The organism is Paraburkholderia sartisoli, from assembly GCF_900107685.1.
In the GTDB taxonomy this organism is placed as follows: Bacteria; Pseudomonadota; Gammaproteobacteria; order Burkholderiales; family Burkholderiaceae; genus Paraburkholderia; species Paraburkholderia sartisoli.
In genome coordinates this window covers 110,677-125,873 of the sequence record NZ_FNRQ01000006.1, presented here as the reverse complement: position 1 = coordinate 125,873, position 15,197 = coordinate 110,677, and the positions used below count along the sequence as shown (strand labels likewise).

Here is a 15,197-nt window from a genome sequence, read left to right as displayed (position 1 = left end):
CTTACCGCGCGACGCCCTCGCCGTTTCGGGCGACGATGCGCCCGTGAGAGACGACGCACTTTCTCACCGGTCGCGCGGTGAGCGCATGGGCTACCGTGTCGGCGTCGACCAGCACGAGGTCGGCACGCGCGCCCACCGAAAGGCCGTGATCCGCGAAGCCGCAGCCGCGCGCCGCGGCGCCGCTGACGGTGTCGAAGGCGAGTTCGAGATCGTCGTCGCGGCGCAGGTCGTAGCGCATGCCGACGAGCATCGCGCGCTCGAGCATGTCGGGCGAACCATACGGCGTCCACGTATCGCGGATGCCGTCGTTGCCCGCGAAGAGCGTGACGCCGGCCGCGACACATGCCTTGAGCGGCGGAACCGGCACGGAAGGCGGCGCCGTCGTCAAAAGCGCGACACGCAGACGGGCAAGGCGCTCAAGCAGCGCGTCACGCGCGCGCTCCGGCAGGTCACCCAGACAGAACGCATGGCTGATCACGACGCGCCCCTGCATGCCGAGCGCTTCGACACGATCCAGCAGCAGCGTCATCGTGCGTCCGCCGGTTTCGCCGGGCTCGTGTAGATGGATGTCGACGGGCTTCTGATGCCGCGACGCAATATCGAACGTCGTATCGAGCGAGGCAACCGGATCGCCGTCGATCGAAGCCGGATCGAGCGCACCGAGCACGTCGGCGCCTTCGGCCAGCGCGAGATCGAGCAACGCGGCGGTCCCCTCGCGTTTGAGCAGGCCCGATTGCGGGAAGGCGACCACCTGCACGTCCATCACGCCCTTTAGCGTCTCGCGCGTGGCAAGCACGCCTTCGAGATGGCGCAGGCCGGCATCCGTGTCGACGTCGACATGCGTGCGAAGCCGCGTGGTGCCCGCATGCAGAAACGCGCGCGCGAGCGCGAGCGACTGCGCGCCCGCGTCATGGCCGCTCGTCGCGCGCCAGCGACGCTCGTTCTCGATGCGGTCGATGAGCCTCGGGCCGACCTCGTTGCGATACCACGGCATGCCCCACATGGTTTTGTCGAGATGCGTGTGACCCTCGACGAAACCCGGCAGCACGAGCGCACCTTCGCCGTTTTCTTCCGTCACGCCGGGTTCGCGCGTAAGGCCGGGACCGATCGCCGCGATGCGCGAGCCGGCAATCGAAATGTCGACGCGCCGGCCATCCGCAAGACGCACGTGGGTGACCAGCAGATCGCCGCTCATGCCGGCCCCGCCGCGGCGTCCGGGGCCGGGGTGGCGGCGGGCGGCGCGAAGCGCGGCTGCACGGCGACGAGCGGGTCGTCGGTGGTCGCGACGATCCAGTGGTGCGCGCGCTCCACCTGATGCCGGTTATGGTCCTTGAGCGGCCCGAGCGCGCCTGCGGCTTTCCATACCACGGGCGCTGCCTTGCTCGTTCGTCCCGAAGAGCCGCCGACGAGCAGCGCATACGGCCCGAGCGGCAACGACACGAACGGCAGCGCGGGCGTGATCCGCACGCGCCAGTCGATGAACGGCGCGTCGCTGAACATGAGCGGCGCCGGCAGGCCGTAAAGCACGGTGAAGTCATAAAGCGCGAGCTGCTCGCGCATCGGCGCGTACATCCGGCGGATATCGCCGACAACCGCCGCGCGGATTTCGTCGTCGAACATCGCTTCTTCGGAATAGCGTGCGTGGGCGGCGTGCGCTTCGCGCTGGTAGGCGCTGAATACGCCGAGTTCCACGCAGTCGTGTACGGCGCGCTGCACTTCCGCGGCTGAACCGGCTTCCTCCGGCTTGCCCATCTGCGCTGCGCGCAGAAAGCGGGCGAGGCCGGCTTCGTGGACCGCCGGGCCTTCCGCGGTGGGGTCGTCGTCGGCATCCTTGCCGAGCGGTACGTACAGATATTTTTCCGCGGCGAAGCGGGACTTCTTGCCTTCGTCGAATTTCACGCCGCCATCGGTGCAGTCGAGAAAACGTGTGCCGATGTGTCCGTGCTCCCAGACGAAATTCTTCAGAAAAGGCCTTAACGGATGGAGGATTTCATGTCCGGTCATTCATGCTCCTTGTCTGTGTGCCTGCGGATGCCGGGCTCCACGAATGTCGCACCGCGAACTGAAAGCGGCAAGCCATTTGATTGATCCGCCGATCGTTTCGAAGTGCCTCACGGGTTGGCGCAGGCACGGCGCTGTGTGTGCTCGTGCCATGCGTCACAAAGTGGCTTTTCGCAGGACCGATGAGCCGCGTGTTGCAGGACCACCGGTGCGCGGCGTCAAGCGCCAGCAAAATGTCGGTGAAAACCCTGGGAGAGAAAACGACAATAGCGTGTCAATTCGTAATGACTAGACTGTAACCAAACGTAACCAAGTGTGACCAAACGATAAGAACAAGCACGGAGTTGCAAGCGAGTGGGGCCAGTAAGTCGGGGAAAACGAAAGTTCGGGGAAAGGGTAGTTCGGGGAAAAGAAGAAGCAACCAGAAGAAGAACAAAAACAAAAGAAAAACGCAGCGGATTCAAAGCCGCATGCGTGGGGGTAAATGGCCGCGGGGTTACCAGCGGCCATTTTTTTGTCCGCGCGGCGCGGAGGAGCTCGCTACCGCGACGCTACTTCAGGCAGGTTTGCGCGCGGGTATCGTCAGCCCTTTCTCGACGGCCGGGCGCGCGATGAACGCCTGCAATGCACGCGTGACGTGCGGGAAGTCCTTGATCGCGACGAGGTCGCCCGCTTCGTAGAAGCCGACCAGGTTACGCACCCACGGGAACGTCGCGATGTCGGCGATCGTGTAGTCGTCGCCCATGATCCACTGGCGTGTGGCGAGACGCTCGTTCAGCACGCCCAGCAGACGCTTCGATTCGGCGACATAGCGGTCGCGCGGACGCTTGTCTTCATACTCCCTGCCCGCGAACTTGTGGAAGAAGCCGACCTGTCCAAACATCGGCCCGATGCCGCCCATCTGGAACATGACCCACTGGATCGTTTCGTAGCGGCCGGCGGCGTCCCGCGGCATGAACCGGCCCGACCTGTCGGCGAGATAGATCAGGATCGCACCGGATTCGAACAGCGCCAGCGGCTTGCCGTCCGGTCCGTTGGGGTCGATGATCGCCGGGATCTTGTTGTTCGGATTCAGCGAAAGGAACGCGGGCGACATCTGGTCGTTCGTCTCGAAGCTGACGAGATGCGGCTCGTAAGCGAGGCCCGTTTCTTCGAGCATGATGGAAATTTTCACGCCGTTCGGTGTCGGCAGCGAATAGAGCTGGATACGCTCAGGATGTTGCGCGGGCCACTTCGTTGTAATCGGAAAGGCGGAAAGATCGGTCATCTCGAGTTCCTGATGCAGGGGTTGAGCGGCGACGTCGCGCCATTCATTGAATGAATGCGTTTTCGGCGGTATTCGTCGGACAGGACGATAAATATAAACACTTCCATGATTTCCTGCCCAGGGTCGCGGCCGTGCGCTGAAGTTAAAATGGACGAGGCGCGCTGCCCATGTCGCGCGCGGCGCATTGTGCGCGGCACACTCCGACTCCAGATGAACCACGAACTCTTTCCAGACACAGCCCCTGGCCGCACCGGTCAAACCAGTCAACCCGTTGCATCGACAACCCTCACTCGCGAATCGCTCGAAGCCCTGCTTGCCAGCGCCACGACACCGCCTTCATTCGAAGACTGCGTGTTCGACATGGCCGACTTCTCGCGACTCAACCTGGGCGGATGTCATTTCACGCGCTGCACGCTGGTGGAAGCGTCGTTCTTCGGCGCGCAGCTCAACGGCACGCGCTGGCGCAGTTGCCGTGGACGGCAGGCCGATTTCGGCGCCGCTGATCTCCACGACGCGACGTTTCGCGCCTGCGATCTCAACAACACCAGCTGGCGACGCGCGAAACTCGCGTCGGTCGCGTTCAGCGAGAGCAAGCTGACGGGCGCTACCTTCGAAAACGCCACGACACTCGGTTTGCAGTTCAGCGAGTGTCTGCTGATCGGTGCGGACCTGCGCGGCATGTCGTTCAGAAAGGCGACGCTCGACCAGCTCGATTTCTCCGATGCCGACCTCGGCGGCGCCGACTTTCGCGACGCCGTGTTCAACGGCGGCAGTCTGCGCAACGCGCTGTTGAAGAGCGCGCGCTTCGCCGGCGCGGATCTGCGCGACGCCGACCTCGGTGGCCTGCGTCTCACGGATGCCGCACAGTTTCGCGGTGCGACGATTTCGCACGCGCAGGCGGCGCTGCTGATGGAAGAGCTTGGGCTGCGGGTCGCGTAAGCGCCGGGCGGCGGTTTTTACTGAAGCGTCTGCGCCAGTAGCTGCGCGACCTGCTTGAATGCACCGGTAAGCGCGGGATCGATGCCATATCGCTCGCTGAGCAACGCGCCGGGATCGAGATAATCGACGCATACCGGTTCCTGCGCGTCCTGCCAGATCACGATCTTTAGCGGCAATTCCAGTGCGGCGTGCGGATTGGCCTGCATGACCGGCGTTCCGCCCCTCGGATTACCGAAGAGAATCAGCCGCGTCGGACGCAGCGTCGTTCCGGATTGTGCCGCGGCGGCGGCCTGATCGATGTCGGCGAAAATCGTCATGCCGCGTGAAGTCAGCGCCTCGGTGACGAGATTCACCGTGCGGTCGAAATCGAAACGGCTTTTCACTGTGACGACGGCGGGCGGCGCGGTGAACGCGGGCATGGTCATGATCCTTTGCGGTTGGCTCGCTGCCGGAAGCGCAGCACGGTTGCCGCCAGCATACTGCGCTTTGAAACCGGAGACGGACAGCGCGTGCGTACGCGTAATCCCTGGCGAGCGTGGGCAGGGTCGTAGCGATAACATCGGCCGGCAAAACGCGCCGGCATGTCATGTCGCGAACCCGTCTGACTCTCACCACGGAACCCATCCGATGACTTCGACCGAACATCCCGTCAGCGAAGCGGCGCTCGAAAAACTTCGCCATGTCAGCACCGCCACGCTCACGACGCAACTCTTCAAGCACGGCCTGCGCAATGTGTTCCTCCAGGGCGTCGTGCCGCTCGTGAAGCCCGCCGCCGATGCGCCGAATCTCGTCGGCCCGGCCTTTACGCTGCGCAATATCCCGGCGCGCGAGGACATCGATCACGTCGGCATTTTCCAGGACCCTGACCATCCGCAGCGCAAGGCCATCGAAACCGCGCCGCCTGGCAGCGTGCTCGTGCAGGACTGCCGCGGCGAGCGCAGCGTCGCATCGGTCGGCTCGATTCTCGCGACGCGCCTGAAAATGCGCGGCGTCGCGGGCATGGTGTCGGACGGCCCGATCCGCGACAGCGCGACGATCGCCGCGCTTCGCCTGCCGCTTTTCTGCGCGGGTGCAAGCGCGCCGCTGAATCTCGCGAAGCATCACGCCATCGACGTCAACGTCCCGATCGGTTGCGGCGGTGTGGCGGTGTATCCGGGCGATATCGTCGTCGGCGATGCCGATGGCGTCGTGATCGTCCCGCGTCATCTCGCCGAAGAAGTCGCGCACGCGGCGGCGGAGCAGGAACTGATGGAAGCGTTCATCACGGCGCGCATCGAAGCGGGCGCGCCGCTGCGCGGCACCTATCCGCCGAACGAAGAAACGCTGGCCGCTTACCAGCAGTGGCGCAAATCGCGCAACGAAGACGCGCCGAAGATGGGTCCCGCGGACTGAGGCGCTGCCTCGGATACTGGCCGTGCAGCGCCGAATTGACATCAAGGCGCGGCGTGGCGCGTTCTTTCCCGACATCAGAGGCGAGGCGCATCAGAAACACTAAAAAGTGCTCGCTCGCGCCTGCCAGCCGCAGCTGTCAGGCGCACCACCTCAATGCTCGTCCGGCGCGACGAGACCTGAGCGGCGCTGCTTGCCCCACGAGCGTCCGCCGCGCAGAAAATGCAGCCAGCCCAGCGCGGCACCTGCATGGCGAATCAACTGGAACGTGAACGGCTCGGCGATCGCGGCGGCCATGGCCATCCCGATGCTCGAGCCCGAACGGTCGCCCGTCCAGCGGCGGTACAGATGCACGCACCACAGGTAGAACACGAGATCGATGGCGGTTTTCAGGCCGATCACGCTGAAGATCGAAATGACGATCGCGCCGTGTCCACCGAACACAAAGCCGAGCAGCAGCGCGAATGCGGTGAGCCCGTAGACCGGCTGCATCGTATCGATCGCCTTGACGGGCAGCATCAGCATGCCGAGCGTGCCGTAACGCGGATTGCCCGTCATGTCACGATTCCAGTACTGCGTCTGCAGGAAGCCCGCGAACCAGCGACGCCGCTGGCGAAGAAAACCCGCCAGCGTGCCGGGCGCATCGGTGCGCGCGTGTGCATTGCCGACCACGCTGACGTCCCAGTGCAAACCGTGATCGACCGCGTGACGGCGCAGGCGGTGAATCAGTTCGTAATCTTCCACCAGACACTGCGGATCAAAGCCGCCGACGGTGATCAGCGCGTCGCGCCGGAACGACGCAAACGCGCCTGAAACCAGCAGCAGGCTGTCCGCGCGCATCCAGGCAAAGCGCGCGATGAAATTGCGCATGTACTCGTACGTCTGGAAAAACTGGAAGAGCCGCCCCGCCACGGTCTTGCTGCAGACCGGCACCAGAATGCCCGTGGCGGCGACCAGATCGGGGTTCCCGGCAAACGCGGCGCGCATCGCGAAGGTGGCGTCGGCGGCGAGCAGCGTGTCGGCGTCGACGGTCATCACGGTGCTCGTCGTCATGACGGTGATGGCCGCGTTCAGCGCGCGCGCTTTGCCGCCGTGTGGCACGCGCAGCCAGTAGAGGTTTGGATGCAGCGTGCTCGGCGCGCTCAGCTCGCCTTCGGCGGGCGCGACCAGGCCGAAGCGACGCGTGAGGAGATCGCGCGTGCCGTCGGTCGAACCGTCGTCGGCGATGACGATCTGCGCGGGCCCGTGCGTCTGTTGCAGCAGCGCGGCGAGCGTCACGGGCAGCACCGCCGCCTCGTTGTGCGACGCGACGATGACGCCCATGTCCGGCATCGGCCGCGCGTTGGCCGCGTGCGCCGGCGCGGCCGGCGGTTGCATCGGGCGGATCAGCGGCAGCGTTTTCAGCGTGACGAACGCGAGCAGCAACGTGTCGTAGATCACGTATGCGATGCCCGTCGCCCACGCGACGACGCCGTGCAGGAAAAACGCCCGCGCGAACAGCACCAGCCACAGCACGACTACGCTGCAATGAATCGCCACGCCCAGCATCGTCGCCGGACGCGGGAGGATGCGCGGCGAGGCGAGCGCGAGCGCGTTTTCGAGCGACGCTTTCGCGCTTCGCGCCGCATCGGCGGAATTCACCGGCGGGTTCTCGAGGGGAAGGTCGACGTCCCCGGTCACGGCAGCATCCGTTTCAATACCGATTTGCGGTCGATCCATTCGTGCTTGAGCGCGCCGCCGATGTGCATCGCGAGGAGCGCATACAGCGCATAGCCGAGCCACGTATGCAGCGCGCCGAATCTGTCGTGCAGCTGCAGGTGTTCCTTCACGGCAGGATCGAGATTCATGATGAACCCGATGCGCGGCCACGGCACGATGCCGAAGAGGCTCATCGGATGCGTCGCCGCGTCTTTCCACGCGGAGTCGTGCATCCATCCCGAGAGCGGCAGGCCGATCATCAACAGGTAGAGCACGAAGTGCGCGACGTGCGCCGCGCCGCGTTCCCAGTCCGGAAAACTGCGCGGCAGCGGCGGCGGCCGGTGCGACGCGCGCCACAGAATGCGCAGCAGCACGAGGCCCAGCACCGTGATGCCGATCGACTTGTGCGTATCGATGACGGGGCGCACCCAGTCGTCCGGAAGCGAATCCGCGCTCAGCCCGAGCGCAACGTTGACGAGAATGAGCGCCGCGATGACCCAGTGCAGCAGCATCGCGGTGCGGGAGTACTGCGAGGGCGTCGTCGCGCCGGCCAGTTCGGCGCGGGACGGGTTGGCTTGTGTGTTCATCGGTGGCGTCTTCAGAAGGATGGGGCGATGAAAGCTGTTAGAAATGGGGCGCTAGTGTATTCCGCTCGCGACGATGTCAGGGTCTCAAGTCAAACGCCGCTCGCGCGTACTTTATTCCCGATGCACCGTTTCGAACATTTCCGGATATTTCACGGAATAACCTGGCACTGGATGTGTAAACAGTGCAGGCGTACTGTCATTTATCGGCGTGTCGCGCGACTCACGTTCACGAACGCGCAAAAGCGTTGGACGGGTTCCGCGGGCAAACGTGCGGATTCCGGCGAACGTCAGGCGTCGTGGCGACCCTGGCACCGAGGTCGGAGACGCCGGAGACATTACCTGGATGAATATCATGAAACGCTCGAAACGGATTTTCCTGAAGGTATTCGGGGCGACCACGCTCGCTGGCGGCACGGCCGCGTGGCGCCTGTTCGGCGCCGCGCCGGCGCATGCACAGGCGGCCACCGGCACGCCGTTCGAAGTCGTCCATTCGGACGCCGAGTGGCACAAGATGCTGACCGACGCGCAATACAACGTGCTGCGCGAGGAGGGCACCGAACGCCCGTACAGCAGCCCGCTCAACAGCGAACACCGCGCGGGCATCTTCGCGTGCGCGGGGTGCCGGCTGGACCTGTTTTCATCGAAGACGAAATACGACAGCCACACCGGCTGGCCGAGCTTCTGGAAGCCGCTGGATGGCGCCGTCGCGACGCAGACCGACACGTCGTTCGGCATGGCGCGCAACGAGGTGCATTGCCGGCGCTGCGGCGGACACCTGGGGCACGTCTTCGATGACGGCCCGCCGCCCACCGGCCTGCGCTATTGCATGAACGGCCTTGCGATGACGTTTACGCCCAAGGCCGTATGACGCGCATGACGCGTATCCGCACGTAAAGAAAACGGTCCTGCGCCGGCCGGGCATGACGCAAAACGGCGCGCTGAACGAGGACGTGGATCATGAAGTTCCTGACTCAAACTTTCAGACGCTCGACGCGCACGCGTGCGCTCGCCGTCGCGATGGCGCTTGGCCTTGCTGGCGGCGCGCTCGTGATGACGCAGCGCACGGCGATGTCGGCGGAAGCCGCTGTCGTGATCGCGCCGCCGGCCGTGGACGAACCGCCGACGGCCGCGCATACGGAAACAGCGGTGCTCGCAGGCGGCTGTTTCTGGGGCGTGCAGGGTGTGTTCCAGCACGTGCGCGGCGTGACGAACGTCGTCTCCGGCTATTCGGGCGGCGCGCGCGATACGGCCGAATATGAAACGGTCAGCACCGGACAGACAGGACATGCGGAATCCGTGCAGATCACGTACGACCCGTCGCAGATCACGTATGGCCGGCTGCTGCAGATCTATTTTTCGGTCGCGCACGATCCGACCGAGCTGAACCGGCAGGGCCCGGACGTCGGCACGCAATACCGGTCGGCGATTTTTCCGGCAAACGACATGCAGAAGCAGGTCGCGCAAAGCTACATCGCGCAGCTCAACAAGTCGCATGCGTTTCCCGCGCCGATCGTGACGAAGACCGATGCGCTGAAGGCGTTCTATCCGGCCGAGGGCTATCACCAGAACTATCTGACGCTGCACCCGGATTCGATGTATATCGCCATCAACGATCTGCCGAAGGTCGCGAACCTCAAGCGGCTTTTCCCGACGCTCTACCGCGACAAACCGGTTCTTGTGACGACGGCTTCGAAATGAGCGCTGCCCGCGGCGAGACCGCGGGTGGGTAGTTGTTGCGGGTCCTGTTCATCGGCGTCGCAACAGACAGTATGGGCTTTAGAAGTTTTTGTGAAAATTCAAACCATGGCGACGCTCAGCGCGCAGACCGCCTGCGCGCTTTCGGCTGTGGCTTTTGAGCTTGCCAGCTATCCTCATCGAGGAGCCGGTCGAACAGCCTGTTCCGCGCGGAATTGCTCAAAGGCGACAGTCCTAGCAGAGTGTGAAATGCCAGACCGCTGGCAGCGAAGTATCGCAACAGCGAGAGATCGAGGTCGGTCGCTTCATCCTGCAACACCTTCATTTTCACTGCATCAGACGTCTTCATGTCGTCGAGCAGGGTGGGATTTTCGACCAGTGCGGCGAGCACCGCCCGTGCCACGGAATGCGGCTGGTTGATGGACTCCCGATAAATCGCAATCTGCGCCGCGAGGTTCGGTTCGGCCTTCGACGCGCCTTCCTTTGCCATATAGTCGCGCGCGATCTGCTCGAATTGCTGCCGCTGATATTCCAGCAACGCGCACAACACGCCCTGCCGGGTGCGGAACTGATGCAGCAGTCCACCCTTGCTGATGCCGCTTTCACGCGACAACGAATCAAACGTGAGCCCACCGACACCTTCCCGGGTCAGGATGATGAGCGCGGCCTCAATGGCCTTTCTGCGGGAAATCTCCGAACGGGTCTGGTTATCCATTATCGATTTTGATGACGTCGCGACGATTGGGGTGCAGCCTCGATGGCTGCCGCGCCGTGATGGTGTTGTGCAAGTAATTCGTTGAAGTAAACCGGTTCGGCACGCGGCCTCGCAAACGGGTGGCGTGAAACCGTTCGCCTTCAAGGATGGAATTGTACCTCCCCGACTGGGCAACAAACAAACCGTCTAGACGGTTTACATCCAGTTATGGCGATGCTACTGTTCGGCCTGACTGGTTCTCGCCTGAACTGGACGCCGCCCGGCACTCAGCTGGCGCTCACCCGGCACTCAATTTGCCCTTCAAGGAACACGCAATGTTCACGAACAAACTCGTCCCGCTTCTTTTTACCGGCACGGTGGTACTGGCCCTCACGGCATGCGCGGGTGTGCAACCCGTCGCTTACACGGGCATTTCTTCCTCGTCGCAGTTGAAGCAGAACCGGGATGACGATGCGGGCAAGGTGCCCTACAAATACACGGCCCCTGTGGTCTGGGCGCGATACACGCAGGTCGTGCTGGACCCGGTGGTCGTGTATCAGGGCCATGACAACCAGTTTGGCGACATGAAGGCCGCCGACAGGGCAGCGCTTGCCGACTACATGGCAAAGACGTTCTCGGACAGGCTCGCGAAGCGGTTCGACGTTGCGAAGCAGGCCGGCCCGAACACGTTGCGGATCAAGCTGACCCTTACGGGTGCCGAAAGCACGACATTGCTTGTCGGGCAGGTCATGCATTTTGACCTTGCGGGCAATCTCTATAACGGAGTGCAGTCGATCCGCGGAGGGCAGGGCGCATTCAGCGGCTCGGTTTCCTACGCGGTGGAAGTCTATGACAGCGTGAGTGGCCAGCTGCTAAAGGCATACGTGTCGAAGCAATATCCGAATGCCATGAATCTGCCCGCAGCTTTCGGCTCATTGAGTGCTGCAAAGACTGGCCTCGACAAGGGAGCCGATGCGCTGGTGGCACAGCTTCATTGATCTGGCTGGAGTCCGATGCCCCACTCATCAGGACCGCGGTTTGTTCCTGGCTGCCCGACTCCAGCGAGCAAGCCGCAGCCGGAGGTCAAAAAAGCAGGGGCTTCGGAATCGTGCGTCAGAAACCGGATGCCGAAAATGAATGAAATGAAGTTGATCGCCTGTCGCGAATGCGAATTTCTCCAGTGGGAGACGCTATTGCCGCAGGGCGGTACCGCGAAATGCCGACGCTGTGGTGCAGCCCTCTATAAAAGCTCGCCGGCGACGTTCGATCGTGCATTGGCATTCACATTGGCTGCCGCGATCCTGTTTGTGGTTGCCAACTGCTTTCCGATATTCGGACTCTGGGTAAATGGCACGCTCATTGAAACGACGCTTCTCGGGGCAGCTTCACATCTGTACATGAATGGCATGTGGCCCATTGCAGGTTTGGTCCTCGTGACCACGCTGTTGATGCCTTCCCTGAACATCGCGGTCGTGATCTGTCTGCTCTTGCCGTTGCATATTGGACATGTCCCTCAACGACCTGAGCTTGGTTTTCGTCTGTTGCGACACGTTGCGCCATGGGGAATGATCGAGGTGCTCGTCCTCGCCATGCTGGTTGCGCTCGTCAAACTTCAGCATTTTGCAACCGTCGTCCCAGGCATCGCGACCTGGGCGTTTGGAGCGGTGATGGTGCTGCTCGCGGCTGCGGCTGCTGAGTTTAATCCGCGTGAAATATGGGCGCGTGTCGATTCAGCACGCGGCAACGGTGTCATGCCGCGCGCCATCCAGACTATTGTCGCCGGCACTACCGCCGCACGCGCCGGCTTGTTCGCCTGTCGAGACTGCGGCACGCTCTCCAGCCCGCTCCTCGCCCATGTTCCAGCCAGGAAGTGTCCGCGCTGTAGCGCATCGCTGCATCTGAGAAAACCCGCCAGCCTCACACGCACCTGGGCCTTCCTTCTCGCGGCCATGGTGCTCTACATCCCGGCCGTACTCCTCCCGGTCATGGTCACCAGTACCCTGTTCGGCGTTCAGGCCGACACGATATTGAGCGGCGTCGTCTATCTCTGGAACGCTGGATCGTGGACGCTTGCAGTCATTGTCTTCGTCGCGAGCATCGTGGTGCCCATGCTCAAAATCCTGTCGCTGGCTTTTCTCGCCTGGAGTACCCAGCTGAACTCTTCTTTCATCCCACGCGAGCGGACACGTATCTACCGGATTGTGGAGTTCGTTGGCCGCTGGTCGATGCTCGATATCTACGTCATCACGATTCTGGTCGCGTTTGTGCAATTCGGCTCGATTGCAACGATCGATGCGGGCCCCGGGGCGCTTGCGTTCGGGGCGGTCGTCGTGCTGACCATGTTCGCCACGTTGTCCTTCGATCCACGACTCATATGGGACGCCGTGGAGCCAGGCAGTGAATAAGTTACCTGAACAGAACGATGACCTCGCCGCGCCCGATTTTCCGGCCGCGGTTTCAGTCACGCCATTGAAGTGGCGCATGCGGCTTGTCTGGTTAGTCCCGCTAGTCGCCGTGCTGCTGGCCGGCTGGCTGGTGGCGCAGTCGGTCCTGCAAAGAGGTCCGACCATCACGATCAGCTTTGCCACGGGTGAAGGTATCGAGGCCGGCAAGACGAAGATCAAGTTCAAGAACGTCGATGTGGGTGTAATCAGGAGCCTTACACTTTCCGACGACCACAAGACCGTGCTTGCCAGCGCTGAAATGTCCCGCAGTGCCTCGAGCATGCTCGTCGACGACACGCGCTTCTGGGTGGTGCGACCACGGATTACGGGCGGCACCGTATCGGGCATCAGCACGCTGATATCCGGTGCTCACATCGGCATGGACATCGGCACGTCGCACACGGCGCGGCGTGACTTCACCGGTCTCGAGTCGCCACCGGTCCTTGCATCGGGGACACCAGGACGGGAGTTCGTGCTGAAGAGCGACACCATCGGCTCACTGGATATCGGCTCGCCCGTATTCTTCCGGCGCCTTCAGGTGGGTCAGATCGTCTCTTACGCGCTGGATGCCGATGGCACGGGAATGACCATGCACGTCTTTATCAATGCTCCGTATGACAGGTACGTGACGAATGACACGCGCTTCTGGCATGCGAGCGGCGTAGACGTGACGCTCGATACAACCGGCGTGAAGATCAACACCGAATCACTCGTATCGATTCTGGTTGGTGGGCTCGCATTCGAGAATCCGCCAGATACAACGGACAAAAATGAAGCAGACGCACAACACCGGTACGCGCTTTTTATCGACCGGGCCGAGGCCATGAAGCGGCATGACGCAATCGTCGACAAATATGTGCTGACCTTTAACGAATCTGTGCGCGGCCTGACCGTGGGCGCCCCCATCGACTTCCGCGGAATAGTGATCGGAGAGGTTTCGGCGATCCGCTCGCACTTCGATCCTGTCAGGAAGGAATTCAGTATCCCTGTCGAGGTCAGCATTTTTCCCGAGCGCCTGGTATCACGCGACGACTGGCACGGCAACGTCGAGGGTATGCCGTCGGAACGAAGGATGTTCGCTGACTACCTGGTATCGAAAGGGCTGCGGGCGCAGTTGAGGACAGCGAGTCTTATTACCGGACAGCTGTATATCGCGATCGACTTCTTCCCCGCCGCGCCCAGGGCAACCATAGACTGGAGAGAAAAGACGCCGCAACTGCCAACGGTGCCAGGCAATCTGCAGGGCTTGCAGGACTCTATTACAAGCCTCGTCGCGAGGCTGAACAGGATACCGTTTGAGGGAATCAGCACGGACCTGCGCAAAACACTCAGTGACGCCGACACGCTGCTGAACAAGCTCAACACAGATGTCGCGCCTGAGGCAAAAGCAACATTGAGTGCGGCTCGCGAGGCGCTTACGTCGGCGAATCGCACGTTGCAAAGTGACTCGCCATTGCAGCAAAGCGCTGCGGAAACAATGCGTGAACTGTCACGGGCTGCCGTCTCGATCCGCGAGCTTGCGGACTATCTCGACCGGCATCCGGAGGCACTTCTTCGTGGCAAGGTCGAGGACAGGCCATGAACAGGTCGACGTTGTTATTTTTCACGATGATCGCGCTGGGTCTTTTCGCGGGGTGCGCGACATCGCCGGCGTCGAAGTTCTACACGTTGAACCCGGTTCAGGTTGCCGAGCCGTCGAAAGCCGTGGATCGCGTGGTTATCGCGTTCGATCCGGTTTCGGTTCCCGAACTGGTCGATCGACCGCAGATAGTTTCGAGGTTGGGCGCGAACCGTGTGTCGATCGACGAATTCGCCCGGTGGGCCGAGCCCCTGAAGCGCCAGATTCCGCGTGTGCTCGCTGCGGATCTCGCACAGCTGATTCCAGGCGCAGCCGTATCCACGTATCCACAGCGTACGGACGAAAGCGCATACCGCGTATCGGTTGACGTGCAGAGCTTCGATTCATCAATGGACGGCACAGTAATGCTGGTCGTGATCTGGTCCGTGCGTCCTCCGAAGCAGGGAGAAAAAGTTGGCGGGCGCTCCGTTGTATCCGGGTCTGCTACCGGTCCTGGCTACGACGCCGTCGCTAACGCATACAGTCGAGCCCTCGCGTCCGTGGCGAGCGATATCGCCGCAGCGACGCATTCGGCGATGCGGCAGTAAAAGCGGGAGCATTCGATGCGGTTTCGCTTGACGAAGCCCGGCGTAGATACAAGCAGGCTGGCAACCGGACTTTTTGTATGCCGGACATCGTTTCAAATGCGCGTTCCACAACGGATCGAATAAACGCTTCCGACGGTGCGTACCGTCGTGCCCGGACTCAGGAAACGAATCCAGGCCAAGTCAGATCGAGTAGCCGGTTGCACTGGTGAGGCGGAGCGGGAACGGAATAAAGCGCGTTACACGCAGTCGATGATGAAAAGAAAGCGCAAAGGCCGGATTGCCGACATTTGCGCCGATTTCATCGGCCTGAGCGCCGG

General features: G+C 62.5%; 15 protein-coding genes. 8 read left to right on the top strand and 7 right to left on the bottom strand.

Features of this window, described 5'->3' with window-relative positions; genetic code table 11:
* Position 1: 1 nt before the first annotated feature.
* The 3 genes from BLV45_RS18445 to BLV45_RS18435 all read right to left on the bottom strand — a co-directional run bounded on the left by BLV45_RS18445 (position 2) and on the right by BLV45_RS18435 (position 3,268).
* Positions 2–1,195 (bottom strand): amidohydrolase family protein, encoded by a 1,194-nt coding sequence (locus BLV45_RS18445; protein WP_090535407.1) that lies wholly within the window; start codon positions 1,193–1,195, stop codon positions 2–4.
* The gene (locus tag BLV45_RS18440) at positions 1,192–2,004 is read right to left on the bottom strand and encodes a hypothetical protein (RefSeq protein ID WP_090535406.1); all 813 of its coding nucleotides are present in this window, start codon (positions 2,002–2,004) and stop codon (positions 1,192–1,194) included. Before BLV45_RS18440 ends, BLV45_RS18445 begins: the two co-directional genes overlap by 4 nt.
* A 553-nt stretch (positions 2,005–2,557) precedes the next feature.
* Positions 2,558–3,268, bottom strand: a complete 711-nt coding sequence (locus BLV45_RS18435; RefSeq protein ID WP_090535405.1) for a glutathione binding-like protein — start codon at positions 3,266–3,268, stop codon at positions 2,558–2,560.
* A 210-nt stretch (positions 3,269–3,478) separates the two neighbouring features.
* On the opposite strand from BLV45_RS18435, the gene BLV45_RS18430 reads away from it, so the two are divergent.
* A complete protein-coding gene (locus BLV45_RS18430) occupies positions 3,479–4,207 on the top strand; it encodes a pentapeptide repeat-containing protein (protein ID WP_090535682.1) in 729 nt (242 codons plus the stop codon).
* Between the two features lie 17 nt (positions 4,208–4,224).
* On the opposite strand, the gene BLV45_RS18425 is transcribed toward BLV45_RS18430, so the two are convergent.
* Positions 4,225–4,626 carry a DUF302 domain-containing protein gene (locus BLV45_RS18425; protein ID WP_245753383.1) on the bottom strand — a complete coding sequence of 134 codons (402 nt, stop codon included), beginning with the start codon at positions 4,624–4,626 and terminating at the stop codon, positions 4,225–4,227.
* 208 nt (positions 4,627–4,834) lie between these two features.
* Between BLV45_RS18425 and BLV45_RS18420 the strand changes: the two genes are divergently transcribed.
* Positions 4,835–5,599, top strand: coding sequence for a ribonuclease activity regulator RraA (locus BLV45_RS18420; protein ID WP_090535403.1), 765 nt, complete (start codon positions 4,835–4,837; stop codon positions 5,597–5,599).
* Between the two features lie 150 nt (positions 5,600–5,749).
* Here BLV45_RS18420 and BLV45_RS18415 read toward each other — a convergent pair whose 3' ends face one another.
* Together BLV45_RS18415 and BLV45_RS18410 are read right to left on the bottom strand one after the other, a co-directional pair.
* The gene (locus BLV45_RS18415) at positions 5,750–7,237 is read right to left on the bottom strand and encodes a glycosyltransferase family 2 protein (RefSeq protein WP_245753413.1); all 1,488 of its coding nucleotides are present in this window, start codon (positions 7,235–7,237) and stop codon (positions 5,750–5,752) included.
* Positions 7,238–7,272: 35 nt separating this feature from the next.
* The gene (locus BLV45_RS18410) at positions 7,273–7,881 is read right to left on the bottom strand and encodes a cytochrome b (protein ID WP_090535401.1); all 609 of its coding nucleotides are present in this window, start codon (positions 7,879–7,881) and stop codon (positions 7,273–7,275) included.
* Between the two features lie 352 nt (positions 7,882–8,233).
* On the opposite strand from BLV45_RS18410, the gene msrB reads away from it, so the two are divergent.
* Complete coding sequence (gene msrB / locus BLV45_RS18405; RefSeq protein ID WP_090535681.1) at positions 8,234–8,749, top strand: peptide-methionine (R)-S-oxide reductase MsrB; 516 nt, start codon at positions 8,234–8,236, stop codon at positions 8,747–8,749.
* A gap of 149 nt (positions 8,750–8,898) precedes the next feature.
* Positions 8,899–9,579: a peptide-methionine (S)-S-oxide reductase MsrA gene (msrA, locus tag BLV45_RS18400; protein ID WP_407671041.1), complete on the top strand. Its 681-nt coding sequence runs from the start codon at positions 8,899–8,901 to the stop codon at positions 9,577–9,579.
* Between the two features lie 115 nt (positions 9,580–9,694).
* Here msrA and BLV45_RS18395 read toward each other — a convergent pair whose 3' ends face one another.
* Positions 9,695–10,291: a TetR/AcrR family transcriptional regulator gene (locus BLV45_RS18395; protein ID WP_090535399.1), complete on the bottom strand. Its 597-nt coding sequence runs from the start codon at positions 10,289–10,291 to the stop codon at positions 9,695–9,697.
* 314 nt (positions 10,292–10,605) lie between these two features.
* Here BLV45_RS18395 and BLV45_RS18390 point away from each other — a divergent pair, with 314 nt between their 5' ends.
* The 4 genes from BLV45_RS18390 to BLV45_RS18375 all read left to right on the top strand — a co-directional run bounded on the left by BLV45_RS18390 (position 10,606) and on the right by BLV45_RS18375 (position 14,880).
* Positions 10,606–11,268, top strand: coding sequence for a DUF3313 domain-containing protein (locus BLV45_RS18390; protein WP_090535398.1), 663 nt, complete (start codon positions 10,606–10,608; stop codon positions 11,266–11,268).
* Between the two features lie 135 nt (positions 11,269–11,403).
* Positions 11,404–12,675 carry a paraquat-inducible protein A gene (locus tag BLV45_RS18385; RefSeq protein WP_090535397.1) on the top strand — a complete coding sequence of 424 codons (1,272 nt, stop codon included), beginning with the start codon at positions 11,404–11,406 and terminating at the stop codon, positions 12,673–12,675.
* Positions 12,676–12,751: 76 nt separating this feature from the next.
* On the top strand, positions 12,752–14,296 hold the full coding sequence (locus BLV45_RS18380; RefSeq protein WP_090535396.1) for a PqiB family protein: 1,545 nt from the start codon (positions 12,752–12,754) through the stop codon (positions 14,294–14,296).
* Positions 14,293–14,880 (top strand): PqiC family protein, encoded by a 588-nt coding sequence (locus BLV45_RS18375; RefSeq protein ID WP_090535395.1) that lies wholly within the window; start codon positions 14,293–14,295, stop codon positions 14,878–14,880. Before BLV45_RS18380 ends, BLV45_RS18375 begins: the two co-directional genes overlap by 4 nt.
* Positions 14,881–15,197: the final 317 nt, after the last annotated feature.

Coding starts and splice junctions, on each gene's coding strand:
- BLV45_RS18445 (WP_090535407.1), bottom strand. CDS start 1,195: ATGAGCGGCGATCTGCTGGTCACCCACGTGCGTCTTGCGGATGGCCGG.
- BLV45_RS18440 (WP_090535406.1), bottom strand. CDS start 2,004: ATGACCGGACATGAAATCCTCCATCCGTTAAGGCCTTTTCTGAAGAAT.
- BLV45_RS18435 (WP_090535405.1), bottom strand. CDS start 3,268: ATGACCGATCTTTCCGCCTTTCCGATTACAACGAAGTGGCCCGCGCAA.
- BLV45_RS18430 (WP_090535682.1), top strand. CDS start 3,479: ATGAACCACGAACTCTTTCCAGACACAGCCCCTGGCCGCACCGGTCAA.
- BLV45_RS18425 (WP_245753383.1), bottom strand. CDS start 4,626: ATGCCCGCGTTCACCGCGCCGCCCGCCGTCGTCACAGTGAAAAGCCGT.
- BLV45_RS18420 (WP_090535403.1), top strand. CDS start 4,835: ATGACTTCGACCGAACATCCCGTCAGCGAAGCGGCGCTCGAAAAACTT.
- BLV45_RS18410 (WP_090535401.1), bottom strand. CDS start 7,881: ATGAACACACAAGCCAACCCGTCCCGCGCCGAACTGGCCGGCGCGACG.
- msrB (WP_090535681.1), top strand. CDS start 8,234: ATGAAACGCTCGAAACGGATTTTCCTGAAGGTATTCGGGGCGACCACG.
- msrA (WP_407671041.1), top strand. CDS start 8,899: ATGGCGCTTGGCCTTGCTGGCGGCGCGCTCGTGATGACGCAGCGCACG.
- BLV45_RS18395 (WP_090535399.1), bottom strand. CDS start 10,291: ATGGATAACCAGACCCGTTCGGAGATTTCCCGCAGAAAGGCCATTGAG.
- BLV45_RS18390 (WP_090535398.1), top strand. CDS start 10,606: ATGTTCACGAACAAACTCGTCCCGCTTCTTTTTACCGGCACGGTGGTA.
- BLV45_RS18385 (WP_090535397.1), top strand. CDS start 11,404: ATGAATGAAATGAAGTTGATCGCCTGTCGCGAATGCGAATTTCTCCAG.
- BLV45_RS18380 (WP_090535396.1), top strand. CDS start 12,752: ATGCGGCTTGTCTGGTTAGTCCCGCTAGTCGCCGTGCTGCTGGCCGGC.
- BLV45_RS18375 (WP_090535395.1), top strand. CDS start 14,293: ATGAACAGGTCGACGTTGTTATTTTTCACGATGATCGCGCTGGGTCTT.